At 62.2% G+C, this 13,466-nt stretch carries 16 protein-coding genes; 6 read left to right on the plus strand and 10 right to left on the minus strand.

All coding sequences use genetic code 11. From position 1 onward, the window contains the following. Positions 1-47: 47 nt before the first annotated feature. A complete protein-coding gene (locus ACWGTI_RS18820; RefSeq protein WP_454588502.1) occupies positions 48-1,118 on the minus strand; it encodes a diguanylate cyclase domain-containing protein in 1,071 nt (356 codons plus the stop codon). A 345-nt stretch (positions 1,119-1,463) separates the two neighbouring features. On the opposite strand from ACWGTI_RS18820, the gene ACWGTI_RS18825 reads away from it, so the two are divergent. From ACWGTI_RS18825 to ACWGTI_RS18835, 3 genes are all read left to right on the plus strand, one after another. After that, positions 1,464-1,883, plus strand: a complete 420-nt coding sequence (locus ACWGTI_RS18825) for a GFA family protein (protein ID WP_454588503.1) — start codon at positions 1,464-1,466, stop codon at positions 1,881-1,883. Between the two features lie 78 nt (positions 1,884-1,961). Beyond that, the gene (locus ACWGTI_RS18830; protein WP_112625108.1) at positions 1,962-2,321 is read left to right on the plus strand and encodes a diacylglycerol kinase; all 360 of its coding nucleotides are present in this window, start codon (positions 1,962-1,964) and stop codon (positions 2,319-2,321) included. 40 nt (positions 2,322-2,361) lie between these two features. Next, positions 2,362-2,955: a hemerythrin domain-containing protein gene (locus tag ACWGTI_RS18835; RefSeq protein ID WP_454588504.1), complete on the plus strand. Its 594-nt coding sequence runs from the start codon at positions 2,362-2,364 to the stop codon at positions 2,953-2,955. 3 nt (positions 2,956-2,958) lie between these two features. Here the strand turns inward: ACWGTI_RS18835 and ACWGTI_RS18840 are convergent, their stop codons facing one another. Together ACWGTI_RS18840 and ACWGTI_RS18845 are read right to left on the minus strand one after the other, a co-directional pair. After that, entirely contained in the window at positions 2,959-3,567 is a 609-nt protein-coding gene (locus ACWGTI_RS18840; protein WP_454588505.1) for a DedA family protein, read from the minus strand. After that, the gene (locus ACWGTI_RS18845) at positions 3,564-4,127 is read right to left on the minus strand and encodes a DUF1003 domain-containing protein (protein WP_454574096.1); all 564 of its coding nucleotides are present in this window, start codon (positions 4,125-4,127) and stop codon (positions 3,564-3,566) included. Before ACWGTI_RS18845 ends, ACWGTI_RS18840 begins: the two co-directional genes overlap by 4 nt. A 99-nt stretch (positions 4,128-4,226) precedes the next feature. On the opposite strand from ACWGTI_RS18845, the gene ACWGTI_RS18850 reads away from it, so the two are divergent. The 3 genes from ACWGTI_RS18850 (at position 4,227) to ACWGTI_RS18860 (ending at position 8,870) form a co-directional block, all read left to right on the plus strand. After that, positions 4,227-4,943 (plus strand): DNA-3-methyladenine glycosylase I, encoded by a 717-nt coding sequence (locus ACWGTI_RS18850; RefSeq protein ID WP_454588506.1) that lies wholly within the window; start codon positions 4,227-4,229, stop codon positions 4,941-4,943. A 62-nt stretch (positions 4,944-5,005) separates the two neighbouring features. Next, positions 5,006-6,688 (plus strand): NAD+ synthase, encoded by a 1,683-nt coding sequence (locus tag ACWGTI_RS18855; RefSeq protein ID WP_454588507.1) that lies wholly within the window; start codon positions 5,006-5,008, stop codon positions 6,686-6,688. A 376-nt stretch (positions 6,689-7,064) separates the two neighbouring features. Beyond that, positions 7,065-8,870 carry an ABC transporter ATP-binding protein gene (locus tag ACWGTI_RS18860; RefSeq protein WP_454588508.1) on the plus strand — a complete coding sequence of 602 codons (1,806 nt, stop codon included), beginning with the start codon at positions 7,065-7,067 and terminating at the stop codon, positions 8,868-8,870. 49 nt (positions 8,871-8,919) lie between these two features. Here the strand turns inward: ACWGTI_RS18860 and ACWGTI_RS18865 are convergent, their stop codons facing one another. The 7 genes from ACWGTI_RS18865 to ACWGTI_RS18895 all read right to left on the minus strand — a co-directional run bounded on the left by ACWGTI_RS18865 (position 8,920) and on the right by ACWGTI_RS18895 (position 13,361). Further along, positions 8,920-9,333: a GFA family protein gene (locus ACWGTI_RS18865; RefSeq protein ID WP_454588509.1), complete on the minus strand. Its 414-nt coding sequence runs from the start codon at positions 9,331-9,333 to the stop codon at positions 8,920-8,922. A 20-nt stretch (positions 9,334-9,353) separates the two neighbouring features. Then, on the minus strand, positions 9,354-9,818 hold the full coding sequence (locus ACWGTI_RS18870; RefSeq protein WP_454588510.1) for an SRPBCC family protein: 465 nt from the start codon (positions 9,816-9,818) through the stop codon (positions 9,354-9,356). Further along, positions 9,815-10,135 carry an ArsR/SmtB family transcription factor gene (locus ACWGTI_RS18875; protein WP_142864953.1) on the minus strand — a complete coding sequence of 107 codons (321 nt, stop codon included), beginning with the start codon at positions 10,133-10,135 and terminating at the stop codon, positions 9,815-9,817. Before ACWGTI_RS18875 ends, ACWGTI_RS18870 begins: the two co-directional genes overlap by 4 nt. A gap of 207 nt (positions 10,136-10,342) precedes the next feature. Beyond that, positions 10,343-10,840: an NUDIX hydrolase gene (locus ACWGTI_RS18880; RefSeq protein ID WP_454588511.1), complete on the minus strand. Its 498-nt coding sequence runs from the start codon at positions 10,838-10,840 to the stop codon at positions 10,343-10,345. A gap of 207 nt (positions 10,841-11,047) precedes the next feature. Next, positions 11,048-11,548 (minus strand): xanthine phosphoribosyltransferase, encoded by a 501-nt coding sequence (gene gpt / locus ACWGTI_RS18885; RefSeq protein ID WP_181061551.1) that lies wholly within the window; start codon positions 11,546-11,548, stop codon positions 11,048-11,050. A gap of 139 nt (positions 11,549-11,687) precedes the next feature. Beyond that, positions 11,688-12,521 (minus strand): universal stress protein, encoded by an 834-nt coding sequence (locus ACWGTI_RS18890; RefSeq protein ID WP_454588512.1) that lies wholly within the window; start codon positions 12,519-12,521, stop codon positions 11,688-11,690. A 99-nt stretch (positions 12,522-12,620) separates the two neighbouring features. Beyond that, a complete protein-coding gene (locus ACWGTI_RS18895) occupies positions 12,621-13,361 on the minus strand; it encodes a competence/damage-inducible protein A (RefSeq protein ID WP_454588513.1) in 741 nt (246 codons plus the stop codon). Positions 13,362-13,466 lie beyond the last annotated feature (105 nt).

The following is a 13,466-nucleotide window of genomic DNA, read 5'->3' on the forward strand; positions in this document are numbered from 1 at the left end:
GTCCGATAAATTTGCCTATACCCGCGAACTGGCTGTACGCCGAAGCGTCAGTCTTTCTTGTAGAGCAGCCAGTTCTTGCCGGTACGGCCGGCCATTGTCGAATGCCGGGTGACGCGATTGCGTCCGCCGACCTTAGAGCGATAGAGCGCCCGGTCGGCCTTGGTGTAGAGATCCTCCGGGCTTTCGGCCTCGGAAGCCATGCAGATGCCCATGGAAACGGTCACCGTGCCGTAATTGGTTCCGGTCTGGCTGCTGGTGAACGGCGTCTGTTCGATCAGCACGCGGATGCGTTCGGCGATCTCGTAGGTGGTATCCTCGCTGGCGCCCTCGATGATCAACGCGAATTCCTCGCCGCCGGTGCGGGCAACGAACATGTCTTCGCGGATACTGGTCTGGAAGATTTCGGCGACGATCTGGATGATCTTATCACCGACCGGGTGGCCGTAGCGATCGTTGATGTCCTTGAAACGGTCGATGTCGGCAAGGATCAGCGCGTTGAACAGGATGCCCTTGTTGGAGGTGTAAATCCTTGTGATTTCCTTGTCGAAGGCGCGGCGGTTCCAGATATGCGTCAAGGGATCGGTGTCGGCGAGCCGCTTGTACTCCTCGAGCTTCGACTTGACACTCTCCAGCTCCGCCGTCTTGTCGCTGAGCGTGCTGGCGACCTGCCTGCCATGGTCGAGGGTCGAATTGGTGGCCACCGCCATTGCATTGGCAACCTTCTGCAGCAAATCCTGTGAAAGCAGGCTGCGGTTGGCCAGTCCGCTCGACGTCTCGTCGAGGATCTTGCCGTATTTCTCAATATGGCTGCGTTCGCTTCGCAGCAGCAAGGCGATATCCTCCAGTTCCCTGGCCAACACGTCGCGCGCCTGCTCGACGATGCCGGGACCATGATGCTGGGCAAAGAAGGCGCGACCGATGCGGTCGAGATCGTCCTGCGTCGGCCGGTTGCCGAGCGCGACGACGGCAAGGCTGAGTTCGCGATCGGTGCCTTTCAGCGCTTCGTAGAAGATCTCGTAATTGCGCGGCAGGCCAAGCACGCCGAGCTGGCGCATGGTCGTCACAACAGCTGTTGCAATGTCGCTGTTTCGGTCGGTCTGGGCGGCTGCCGGCTGCATGTTCTGCTCACTCTACCCCTGGGAACCATCGCAGACTTGCGCGTGCGAGATGTCGCCGACCGGGGGAGAACCAGCCGTATTTTGGATCATCTTGCGAAGGACGCGTCCCCAATCGCGACCTTCGCCTGGCACCGACCATAGATGCGCCGGCGCTAAAGTTTCCTTAACGTGCCGCTAGGTAACGCGACTATTCTACCTCAGGCTGCAGCAACGCCCTGCGATGATCCTGAGGAGGAAGTCCGAACACGTCCATGTCGTGTCGCATTTGCTCGTGCCTGGCTCTCGCAAAACTGAAATCCTCTCCGTGGCGGCGAAGCCGTGAACGATGGCCGTTGGAGGGCAGGGATGAGCAACAACCACAGCGGATCTTGCCTGTGCGGAGCAGTGCGTTTCCAGACGCAAGGGCCGTTGCGCGGCGTGATCTATTGTCACTGCTCGCAATGCCGCAAGCAGAGCGGGCATTTCTATGCCGCGACCAATGTCGCGGACGGCGACATCACCATAACCGGCACCGACAACATCAGCTGGTACGAAGCGTCTTCCTTTGCCAAACGCGGCTTTTGCAAGATCTGCGGCTCGGTGCTGTTCTGGAAGCCTGGCCAGGATGCCTATGTCTCGGTTCTCGCCGGGTCGTTCGACGCGCCGACCGGGCTCGAGGGCGAATGCCACATCTTCGTCGGCGACAAGGGCGACTACTACACGATCGACGATGGGTTGCCACAGTTCGAGAAGTCGACGCCGGCGATCAAGGTTGCGGACGAGTGATTTTTGCCGCTGCTGCCTTATTCCCTTGATCCAGCCATTGCGTTATCCCCTGCCGGTGATTCGAAGGGGATGCGGGCCATGCAGCGGCTGATCGATGCTTTCTTCAATTCGGTGCGGGCTTTCCGCAAGCTCGCCGCCAGCGAAAAGGCGTTCCAGCAGGAGTTGATGCTGTTGGTGCTGGCGCTGCCGCTCGGCTGGTTCGTCTCGGTGTCGTGGCGCGGCTACGCGCTCTTGATCGGCGCCGTGTTGCTGTTGATCATGGTCGAAGTGCTGAACACCGGCATTGAGGCTGCCTGCGACGCCTTCAGCCGCGAGTTCAACGTCGACATCCAGCTCGCCAAGGATTGTGGTTCGCTGGCGGTGCTGATTTCGGTTGTGATCGTCGCCGGTGTCTGGGGCATCGCCATCATCGAGCGCATCACAGGGCTACCGATCTAGCGGCTGCGTTCCTATCTGTCGGTTACTAAAGGAGACCGACATGACCGCGCCCGCGAATTCCCTGTTGCTTGAACGTCCCGGCCTTCCGGACGATCTGCGCTGGCTGGTGCAAAAATATCCGCGCGAAAACTGGCAGGGTCACGCCAACATCCATGGCCTTGCCAATATGTGGCTGCAGCGGCACGACATGTTCCGCGAGTTCGGCGGCATGCTCACCAACGGCATTGCCGACTATCGCGAAGGTCGGCTGACGGCGCCGGATTTCGCGCGCTGGTTCGCGCCGCGGCTCAACCATTTCCTCGGAAATCTCGATGGCCACCACAATGTCGAGGACTACCAATACTTTCCGGCTTTCGCCAAGGCCGAGCCGCGCCTGAAGCGCGGCTTCGAGATTCTCGATGCCGATCACCACACCATCCATGAGGGGCTGGAGCGCAACGCCGAAGCTGCGAATGCCTTCATCCGCACGCTTGAGGAGAGCGAGGACAAACAGCGCTTTGCCGCCGATGCCTATGCCGACGAGAACAGCCGGCTGATCGCCATGCTGAAGCGGCATCTTGCCGACGAGGAGGATCTCATCATCCCGCTGATCCTCGACCGCGGCGACCGCGCTCTGGTCGAGGACGACGACTGACCCTTACGACGCGGCTTCGCTGTCGCGGGCGTCCTTGGCGCGTTCCTTGCCGGCGACAGTGCGGGCAATGAGCCAGGCAAGAAGCGCGACGGCGAGCCCAATGGCAAGCGCGATCAGCAGCCGTTCATGATGGAGCAGTGCCTTGCCGATCATCTGCTCGGCGCCGAGGCCGAAAATATAGCCGATACCGCAGAACAAGGCTGCCCAGACCAGCGACGATATGGCGTTGAGGATGACGAAGCGCGGCATCGAAATGCTGGCAAAGCCCGCCGCGATGCCGCCGACCAGGCGCAGGCCATAGATGTAGCGGTTGGACAGCACGAAGATGTTGGGGTGGGACGAGACAAGGCGGTAGGCGTGGTTGAAGCCGGGCCTCGCCTTCAGTTTCAGAACCCTGGGATGGTCGGCAAAGCTGCGGCCGAGGACGAAGAAAAACGTGTCGCCGACGAAGGCGCCAATGGCGGCCGCGAGGAAAGCCTGCCAAGGGACGAAGACATGCTGGTGGGCGAAGAAGCCGCCGAGGATCGCGGCACTTTCGCCTTCGGCGACACAGCCCAGGAAAACCGCGATCAGCCCATATTGCTCGATGAGGTGGTGGACGATCCCGGTCATTGAGATGTTTGCCGGCCCGACAGTCTTTCGTCAATGCGGCTCACCTGCTCAGTCAGGCGGGCTATGTCCTCGCGCACGCCGATGATCTGGCTGTGGCGCAACTCGTCCAGCTTCTCATGCAACGCCATGATCTCGATCTCGGCCTTGAGGTTGACCTCATAGTCGTGCGCGGCATCGATGCGGTCGCGCGCGGCCTGGCGGTTCTGCGACATCATGATCACCGGTGCTTGCAAGGCGGCGATCATCGACAGCACAAGATTGAGGAAGATGAAGGGGTAGGGATCGAACGAGTCCCGTCCCAGCAGCCACCAATTGGCGCCGATCCACAGGACCAGAAAAGCGATGAAGGACAGGATAAACGTCCACGAGCCGCCGACGCGGGCGATAGCATCGGCGATGCGGTCGCCAGCCCCCTGAAGACCGGCGAGACTGTCGTTGATGTCCTGAGAGATCGGCTTGCGGTCGACGGTGCTCTGCAACACCCGCCGCTCGAGCTCGCTGAGGGTCTCAGGTGTTCGCCTCAGCCAGCGGTTGGCCAGTTCTGGCACGGTCTTGTGCATGGTCGCCTCCATGGTCAGCGTCTGGTCTAGACCTAGAGACTACCGGCGCGAACGGGAAGTGGTAGATTGCGCGTCCACCGACAGTGAATCAGGGTGCCAATGGCCGACTTCCAGAGGATTCATGCCCGTGCCGCAAAGCGCAAAGGCGGCGATGCGGTGCTGACGTCGCTGCTCGGTCCTTTGCCCGACAACGCCGCCGTGGCCAGAATCACCGACGACCGCATCCTGTCGACGATGGCCGAGCGCGTGTTTGCCGCCGGCTTCGTCTGGCGCGTCATCGAGCAGAAATGGCCGGGATTCGAGGAAGCCTTCCTCCACTTCGAGCCGAAGCGGCTGTTGTTCCAGCCCGACGATTTCTGGCACGATCTGACGGCCGACAAGCGCATCGTGCGCAATCCGCAGAAGATCAAGTCGGTGCGCGACAACGCCGCCTTTGTCGAGCGCGTGTCGAAGGAGCATGGCAGCTTCGGCAAATTCCTGGCTGAGTGGCCGGCCGACGACCAGGTCGGGCTGATGGCGTATCTCGGCAAGAATGGCAGCCGGCTCGGCGGCAACACCGGCCAGTATTTCCTGCGCTGGCTGGAATGGGACGCCTTCGTCATCTCGGCCGATATGGCCGCTGCCTTGCGCGATGCCGGCCTCGACATCGCCGAAAGCCCGACGTCGAAGAGGGATCTCGACAAGATCCAGGCGCAGATCAACCGATGGGCTGAAGAGACCGGCCTGCCGCGCCGGCACATTTCGCGCATCCTGGCCATGTCGATCGGCGAGAACCATTCGCCGCAGGCGCTGCGCGAATATATGGGCGACGACTGATCACCGAATTGGTCCAAGCGAACGCCATTGCCCGGGCAATTCTGCCGCGCTAAACCGCAGGCATGACCAACAAGACCGCTCCCGATATTCTGCGCATCGCCATTGCCCAGCTCAACCCGACGGTCGGCGATGTCGCCGGCAATCTTGCCAAGGCGCGTGAGGCAAGGGCGGATGCCGCCCGCCAGGGCGCCGACATCGTGCTCTACACCGAGCTTTTCCTGGCCGGCTATCCGCCCGAGGATCTGGTGCTGAAGCCGGCCTTCCTGAAGATCTGCGAAAAGGCCGCGCAGGATTTTGCTGCGGACACCGCAGATGGCGGGCCTGGCGTCATCATCGGCACGCCGCTGAAGCGCAAGAGCGGCACCCACAATTCCATCATCTTCGCCGATGGCGGCAAGATTCTCGCCGAGCGCTACAAGCTCGATCTGCCAAACTATGGCGAGTTCGACGAAAAGCGCGTCTTCCAGGCCGGACCCGAGGCTCAGGGACCCGTCAATTTCCGTGGTGTGCGCATCGGAATTCCGATCTGCGAGGACATCTGGGGCGACGTCGGCATCTGTGAAACCCTGGCCGAAAGCGGCGCCGAAATCCTCCTGGTGCCGAACGGCTCGCCCTACTATCGCGCCAAGATGGACGTCCGCCACCAGGTCGTTATCCGGCAGGTCATCGAAACCGGCTTGCCGATGATCTATGCCAATCAGATCGGCGGCCAGGATGAGTTGATCTTCGACGGCGCCTCTTTTGCGATCGGCGCCGACAAAAGCCTGGCTTTCCAGATGAGCCAGTTCGAGGAGACTGTCGACGTCACCACCTGGAAGCGAACAGATGCCGGCTGGGTCTGCTCGGAAGGGCCGATGTCGAAAATCCCCGAGCGCGAGGAGGCTGATTACCGCGCCTGCATGCTGGGACTGCGCGACTACGTCAACAAGAACGGCTTCAAGAACGTGGTGCTCGGCCTTTCCGGCGGCATCGACTCGGCGATATGCGCCGCCTTGGCCGTCGACGCGCTCGGCGAGGAGCGGTTGCGCGCGGTGATGATGCCCTATCGCTACACCTCGAAAGATTCGCTGAAGGATGCGGAGGACTGCGCCCGCGCGCTCGGCTGCCGCTATGACATCGTGCCGATCTTCGAGCCGGTCGAGGGGTTTTTGCACGCGCTGACGCAGATGTTCGAAGGCACCAAGGAAGGCATCACCGAGGAAAATCTGCAAAGCCGCGCGCGCGGCACCATCCTGATGGCGATCTCCAACAAGTTCGGATCGATGGTCGTCACCACCGGCAACAAGAGCGAGATGTCGGTCGGCTATGCCACGCTCTATGGTGACATGAATGGCGGCTTCAATCCGATCAAGGATCTCTACAAGATGCAGGTCTATGCGCTGTCGCGCTGGCGCAACTCCCATGTGCCGCCAGGCGCGCTCGGCCCTTCCGGCGAGGTGATCCCGAAGAACATCATCGACAAGGCGCCGTCGGCGGAACTACGCGAGAACCAGACCGACCAGGATTCGCTGCCGCCCTATCCGGTGCTGGACGACATTCTGGAATGCCTGGTCGAGAACGAGATGGGCGTCGACGACATCGTCGCACGCGGCCACGACCGGGCGACTGTAACGCGCGTCGAACATTTGCTCTACATTGCCGAATACAAACGCCGGCAGGCGGCGCCCGGCGTGAAGATCACCCGGAAGAATTTTGGCCGCGACCGCCGCTATCCCATTACCAACCGTTTCAGGGATCGCGGCTAAAGCGCAGTTCGCCGTTGTTGCAAAATAACCTCACTGGTTGGACCAGATAGGCTTTGCAGCGCGCTCGCTCTTGGCGATCCGATGGAGCGTCTCTATAAGGACGCCTCCGCAATTGTCTTGCGGGAGGTCCGAATGGCAGTAGTCAACATGGTAATGCGAGGCCGCGAAGCCTAGGTCTCTACCGGCGTCCGGCGAAGGTTTGCCCTTCGCGCCGATGCCGGGTCGAGTACAGGCTTCTGCCGATGCCGGTCGCCGCCCGATATCCAGGGCGCGCCGCCACCTATGCCGAACCTCCGCAGCCCCGGGCGAATTGCCCAGCGCGGTTTTCAATTTTCGACCTTACCGGGACCGGGCATTTTTGCGCCCGGATGACATCATGGCTCGTTTTCGAATCGATCTGCGCGCAAGCGCGTTTCGCAGCGTTCTTGGATTTACGTTCAGCCATTGGCGGCGCCAGCCGTGGCGGCTTTCGCTGGTCATGGGCGGCTTCCTGCTGGCGACCATAGCCGACGTCCTGACGCCGCTCTATTCGGGGCGGCTGGTCGATGCCGTCGCCAGTGGTGCCGCGGCCGACGACATCGCCTGGAATGCGGCGGTAGCGGCTTTCTTTGCGCTCATTGGCCTGGCGCTGGCTGGGCTGGTGGTGCGCAACCTCGCTTTCATGGGCCTGGTCGACCTGACGCTGAAGATGATGGCCGACATCGCCGCCGACGCGTTCCACCGTGTCCAGCGCTTCTCGACCGACTGGCACGCCAACAGCTTTGCCGGATCGACGGTGCGCAAGGTCACGCGCGGCATGTGGGCGCTCGACCTGCTCAACGACACGATCCTGATCGCGCTTTTGCCATCAGTCGCCATGCTGGTCGGCTCGACGCTGCTGCTCGGCTGGTTCTGGCCGGCGATGGGACTGGTCGTAGCAGTCGGCTCGGTGTTGTTCATCCTGGCTACGGCGACGCTGTCGCTCGGCTATGTCGCGCCCGCGGCGCGGCTCGCCAATGGGTGGGATACACGGCTTGGCGGTTCGCTTGCCGATGCGGTGAGCTGCAACGCCGTGGTCAAGGGTTTTGGCGCCGAGACGCGCGAGGAAAAGCGCCTCGCCAAGGTCGTCGCCAAATGGCGGTCGCGCACGAGCCGCACCTGGGTGCGCGGCACCATCAACGGCACGACGCAAGGCGCAATGCTGTTGGTGCTGCGGACGGCGGTGATCGGGCTGTCGCTGATGCTGTGGGCCTGGGGGCAGGCGAGTGCGGGCGATGTCGCCTTCGTGCTGACGTCGTTCTTCGTGCTGCAGGGTTATCTCAGGGATGTCGGCACGCATATCCGCAACCTGCAGCGCTCGGTCAACGACATGGAGGAACTGGTCGACTTCCAGTCCGTACCGCTCGGCATCGAGGACCGGCCCGGCGCTCAGCCGATCCGGATCACGCAGGGCGCTGTCGGCTTCGACGACGTAACCTTCCACTATGGCAGCCATCGCCTGCCGCTCTACCGCGACTTTTCGGTGGAGATAGCGGCAGGCGAACGCGTCGGACTGGTCGGTCATTCCGGCTCGGGCAAGACGACCTTCGTCAAGCTGATCCAGCGACTCTATGATGTCAGCGGCGGCAGGATCCTGATCGACGGCCAGGACATCTCTGACGTGGCGCAGGCGTCGCTGCGCGCGCAGATCGCCGTCGTCCAGCAGGAGCCGATCCTGTTCCACCGCTCGCTGGCGGAAAACATCGCCTATGCCCGGCCGGACGCCACGCATGCCGAGATCGAGCATGCCGCGAAGCTCGCCAGCGCGCACGACTTCATCATCAGCCTGCCGAAGGGCTACGGCACGCTGGTCGGTGAGCGTGGCGTGAAGCTGTCGGGCGGCGAGCGTCAGCGCGTGGCGATCGCGCGTGCGTTCCTGGCAGATGCCCGCATCCTGATCCTGGACGAGGCGACATCGAGCCTCGATTCGGAATCGGAGGTGCTGATCCAGCAGGCGATGGAGCGGCTGATGGTCGGCCGCACGACGCTGGTTATCGCCCACCGGCTGTCGACGGTGCGGGCGCTGGACAGGCTCCTGGTGTTCGATCGCGGCAAGATTGTCGAGGAAGGTTCGCATGACGAGCTGATCAGGCTCAAGGGCGGCATCTACCGCCGCCTGTTTGAACGCCAGGCGCTGGAACTGACCAAGGGTCTGGTTGTCTGAGCTGAATGCAGAGCCCCATCCGAGGGAATCCGGATAGGGCTCTGCGTGTTTATCCGGGCATTCGCTCGAATGGCTGCAAGGACGGGTCCATCTTGTCCCAGGCATAGCTGTGGACGGTGTAGGTGACCACCTGCGGATCGAACTGGCCAGGATCGTCAAGGCTGGCCGCGTGGACCGCTATCAGCTCCGGCATGGCGACGGATATCAGAAAGACCGGCGTTCCGCAGGTTGGACAGAACGCGTGGATCTTTTCGTTGCCGCTGGCGCTCGCTATGCGCCAGGTGCTCACCTCGCCGGTGATTGCCATATCGGCTCGCTGGCCGAAGGTCAGATAGGATCCGTGGCCCGTGCCGCTGCGCTTCTGGCAATCGTTGCATTGGCAGTGGTTCTGGAAGATAGGCTCGTCGCTGGTTTCGTAACGGATCGCGCCGCAAGCACAGCCGCCGGTATAGCGCTTGGTCATTGTGATTCTCCCGCTGGCAGTCAGGCCGATTTCGGCTTGGCGAACAGGTCGATGCCGCTGCCGGTTTCGAGGAAGGATTTCATGCTGGACAGCACGGCCGGCCAGCCCTGGCTGATGCCCTTGGCCATGCCGCTGCCGGCTTCGAGTTCGTCATGGCTGACGGTCAGCTTGACCATGGTGTCGTATTCCTCGATGGCGAACGTCACCCGGCTGTGCTTGGTCGGGTCGTCGGCTTGCGACGCGTTGGCCCAGGTCATGACCAGACGGGTCGGCGGCGAGATTTCGACCACCTTGCCGACGAGTTCGACGGTTCGCTCGTCATTGGCGCGGATGTGTTCCCATTTTGAGCCAGGCTTCCAGTCGGAGACGTTCTCGTGGCCCCAGTAGCGCTTGGCGATATCGGGCTTGGTTATGGCCTCGAACACCTTTTGCGGCGTCGATCTGATGTAGGTCACGTAGACAAAACTGGTGGTTTCTCGGGTCATTGGTCGTCTCCTTCGAGTTCTTGCTTCAGGTCGTGCAGCAGGCTCAGCCGCTGCCGTTCGAATTTGCGCACCCACCGCTCGTAGACTTCGTGCAGCGGCACGGGGTTGATGAAATGCAGCTTCTCGCGGCCGCGCTTGACCGTGCTGATCAGATTGGCCGCTTCCAAAAGATCGATGTGCTGCGTCGCGGATTGCCTTGCCATGTCGAGATTTTCGCAAAGCTGGCCCAGCGTCTGTCCGTTCTTCTCACACAGAAGATCGAGCAGCTTTCTGCGGGTTGGGTCGCCCAGCGCTTTGAAAACCTTGTCGGCGTCCATCGGTCTCACTCATCTTGTAGATATAATATGCAGGTAAATGCCTGCATGTCAACTCGCAGCCAATCGTGGCCGGGAAGGGTGGGGATCTTGTCGATGTCGGATAAGAGTCGGATCGATGGCGCCGCGGGCGAAGCATCGAATGGGATCAATAGGCAGGCATCCCATGCGGGCGCATGAGAACATGCTCTGGTGGCTGTGGAGTTGCGTCTAGGTCCTAGCGACGAATTTCTGCGGGTCCGCGCAGAAATGCGTGATGATCTGGCAGAGATCCGGCTCGTTGATCATGCGCACGGCCTCTGCCGCGTTGACCCATTTGCGGGTGCGCGCGCGCTTTTCCTTCCAGCGGTCGGAAACGCGCTCGACCTGCATTGGAAACACCAGCACTTCGCAAGGCACTTCCTCGCCGGACGCCAACGCCTTGGCGTAGAAATAGCGGCCAGCCTCGAAATGCGAAATCTTGCCGCGCAATCCGGCTTCCTCGCCGGCCTCGCGCGCGGCAGCCTCGCAGAGCGGCTCCCTGGCTTCGGGCCAGCCTTTCGGCAGTACCCAGCGGCCAGTGTCGCGGCTGGTGATCAGCATGATTTCGATGCCGTTTTCGGTGGTGCGCCAAGGTAGCGCGGCAACCTGCAGACGGCACGGCGCGGTGCCGAAGAGTCGCTGGACCCTTTCGGCCATGTGGTTGTGCGTCGTTGGTCTCGTCAGCATCGGAGAAGCTACCCCAGCCCTCAGAATCGTTTGCCGTCATACGAATCTTACGGCGGAGTGTAAGTTATAAAAGTAAAAAACGTCACACCAACCCGTCAAAATCCGCCAACAGGTGTCGATTCAACAGAATATTGTGTCTTGGCGCGCCAGTTTCCACAGCAAACTGCGCGGGCCTTGCCGCTTGGGCAGATAAAGGGGGGCTGCGAATCAGCCGGCGTGATCGTCGGCGATCGGCTTCTGGTAGGTAAAACCCATGTCCCAGGGAAAGTAGATCCAGGTGTCCTGGCTCACTTCGGTGACGAAGGTGTCGACCAGGGGCCGGCCTTTCGGCTTGGCGTAGACGGTGGCGAAATGCGCCTTGGGCATCATGGCGCGCACGATCCCTGCGGTCTTGCCGGTGTCGGTGAGGTCGTCGATGATCAGCACGCCGGCGCCGTCATCGGTGAGCAGTGCCGGCGTGATCTCCTTCAGCACCTGCAATTGCCCTTGGCTGGTGTAGTCGTGATAGGAGGCCACGCAGACCGTCTCGATGACGCGGATGCCGAGTTCGCGCGAGATGATGGCGGCGGGGACAAGTCCGCCGCGGGTGATGCAGACGATCGCCTTCCACTGACCCTTGTTGGCGCCGGCAAGCCGCCAGGCGAGCGCACGGGCGTCGCGGTGGAACTGGTCCCAGGAGACCGGAAAGGCTTTTTCAGGAAGGGACATTGCTGGTGCACTCCGCGCGCGAGCATGATGCCGAAAAGTGCGACGCGGTTTTCGGACGACATCATGCTCTATTTTTAATTCAGAGCCGAATGCGCGCGGAATTAGCCGGAAAGCCTTGGCCTTGGCAAGGGCGATCGATTTAGCGCGACAGGAAAGCCGCCACCGGCACGGTGCGCAAAACGGTGCGGGTGACGCCGCCGAACAAAAGCTGGCGCAGCCAGGAATGGCTGTAGGCGCCGAGCACCAGAAGGTCGGCGCCGGTCTCGGCGATCCGGGTCTGGATGACGTCATCGACAGAGTCGCCGCCCGATGTCTGCACCGACACACTGACGGTCGCGCCATGCCTGGAGAGTGCGGCCGCGATCTCCGAGCCGGCGGCTTCCGGATTGTCGTCCAGCGTATCCGGCGGATCGATGACCAGAATGTCGGTCTTCTCGGCTTCGATGATGAAGGGCAGGGCGTCGAAGGCGGCGCGGGCGGCCTCCTTGCTGCCGTTCCAGGCCAGCAGCACATGCTTGAATGTGGTGACGAGCGGGCCTTCGTGCGGCACCACCAGCACCGGGCGGCCGGCATCGTAGACCAGCGTGTCGACATCGGCGCTCGGATCGCCGCCGGTCTCGCGCTGCGCGGCAATGATCAGGTCGGCGGCGCGCACGCTGGAAATGCCGGTCAGCGCGCTGTCGCCGGAAAAACTCTCGAGGCTGCGCCATTCAAAGGACAGGCCGGATTTTTCGATCTGTCCGAGGAAAAGCGCCTGCAGTTTTTCCGCGCGCTCGCGGTTCATGTCGGCGGAAACCTGTAGGAATTCGGTGTCGGGGAAACCGGTGGCCGAGGTGTAGGGAACGGGAAGCGCTTCGGCATGGATGCCGATGAGATGGCTCTCGAACCGATCGGCAAGCGGAATGGCGCAGTCGAGCACGCGCTCGGCATCCTGTTCGTTCTGCAATATGGCGACGATGGTCTTGAAGCGCATCGGGAATCCCTCAAATCTGCCGGCGCATGGCGCGCCCGAAAGAAAACGTCAGAGTACGGCGCTTGGTTCCGGCTCGGCGATGGGCCGCAAACCCGAAGGTCAATTGGCCGCAGTGAAGCCGGCCACCATCGCTTCGACATCGGCACGCGCCGAATCCAGCGCCTCCTGGCTGCGGGCGCGCACGACCAATTCCGTCCAGAATTTGCCGTCGCCATATTTCGGGTAGGAACCGATGATCGTGTCGGGATGCGCCTTCTGGATGTCGCCCAGGGGGCCGCCGATCAGGCCTTCACCGAACGGACAATGGACAGTGGCTGACAGCATCTTTGTGCCGGCCTTCAGCGTCGGCACGACATTGTCGAGCATGGCCTGGAAGATCGCCGGCACACCGGCCATGACATGGACATTGCCGATGCGAAAGCCGGGCGCGACGGAGACCGGGTTGTCGATATGGTCGGCGCCGCGCGGCATGCGCGACATGCGCTTGCGCGCTTCGGTGTATTCGATGCCGCGCGCGGCATAGCTCTCGCCCAGCATCGCATAGGCCTTGGCGTCGTATTCGCAGGGCACGCCAAAGGCCTTGGAGATCGAATCCGCGGTGATGTCGTCATGCGTCGGGCCAATGCCGCCGGTGGTGAAGACATAGGTGTAGCGCGCGCGCACGGCGTTCACCGCCGCGACGATCTCGTCCTCCTCGTCGGGTACAATGCGCACTTCCTTCAGGTCGATGCCGATGGCCGTCATGATGTCGGCGAGGTGGCCGATGTTCCTGTCCTTGGTGCGGCCGGAGAGAATCTCGTCGCCGATGACGAGCATGGCGGCAGTGACGATTTCAGGCATGGAAGGCTCCGGTGAGGGCGCAGGACAGGCAGGACCGTCTTGGGCAAACAAGGTTGCCTGAGATAGCGCGACATGGAACGGGCGGCAATGCCGACGGAAGCCGCC

The organism is Mesorhizobium sp. ArgA1, from assembly GCF_053714375.1.

Coding starts and splice junctions, on each gene's coding strand:
- ACWGTI_RS18820 (WP_454588502.1), bottom strand. CDS start 1,118: ATGCAGCCGGCAGCCGCCCAGACCGACCGAAACAGCGACATTGCAACA.
- ACWGTI_RS18825 (WP_454588503.1), top strand. CDS start 1,464: ATGAGCAACAACCACAGCGGATCTTGCCTGTGCGGAGCAGTGCGTTTC.
- ACWGTI_RS18830 (WP_112625108.1), top strand. CDS start 1,962: ATGCAGCGGCTGATCGATGCTTTCTTCAATTCGGTGCGGGCTTTCCGC.
- ACWGTI_RS18835 (WP_454588504.1), top strand. CDS start 2,362: ATGACCGCGCCCGCGAATTCCCTGTTGCTTGAACGTCCCGGCCTTCCG.
- ACWGTI_RS18840 (WP_454588505.1), bottom strand. CDS start 3,567: ATGACCGGGATCGTCCACCACCTCATCGAGCAATATGGGCTGATCGCG.
- ACWGTI_RS18845 (WP_454574096.1), bottom strand. CDS start 4,127: ATGCACAAGACCGTGCCAGAACTGGCCAACCGCTGGCTGAGGCGAACA.
- ACWGTI_RS18850 (WP_454588506.1), top strand. CDS start 4,227: ATGGCCGACTTCCAGAGGATTCATGCCCGTGCCGCAAAGCGCAAAGGC.
- ACWGTI_RS18855 (WP_454588507.1), top strand. CDS start 5,006: ATGACCAACAAGACCGCTCCCGATATTCTGCGCATCGCCATTGCCCAG.
- ACWGTI_RS18860 (WP_454588508.1), top strand. CDS start 7,065: ATGGCTCGTTTTCGAATCGATCTGCGCGCAAGCGCGTTTCGCAGCGTT.
- ACWGTI_RS18865 (WP_454588509.1), bottom strand. CDS start 9,333: ATGACCAAGCGCTATACCGGCGGCTGTGCTTGCGGCGCGATCCGTTAC.
- ACWGTI_RS18870 (WP_454588510.1), bottom strand. CDS start 9,818: ATGACCCGAGAAACCACCAGTTTTGTCTACGTGACCTACATCAGATCG.
- ACWGTI_RS18875 (WP_142864953.1), bottom strand. CDS start 10,135: ATGGACGCCGACAAGGTTTTCAAAGCGCTGGGCGACCCAACCCGCAGA.
- ACWGTI_RS18880 (WP_454588511.1), bottom strand. CDS start 10,840: ATGCTGACGAGACCAACGACGCACAACCACATGGCCGAAAGGGTCCAG.
- gpt (WP_181061551.1), bottom strand. CDS start 11,548: ATGTCCCTTCCTGAAAAAGCCTTTCCGGTCTCCTGGGACCAGTTCCAC.
- ACWGTI_RS18890 (WP_454588512.1), bottom strand. CDS start 12,521: ATGCGCTTCAAGACCATCGTCGCCATATTGCAGAACGAACAGGATGCC.
- ACWGTI_RS18895 (WP_454588513.1), bottom strand. CDS start 13,361: ATGCCTGAAATCGTCACTGCCGCCATGCTCGTCATCGGCGACGAGATT.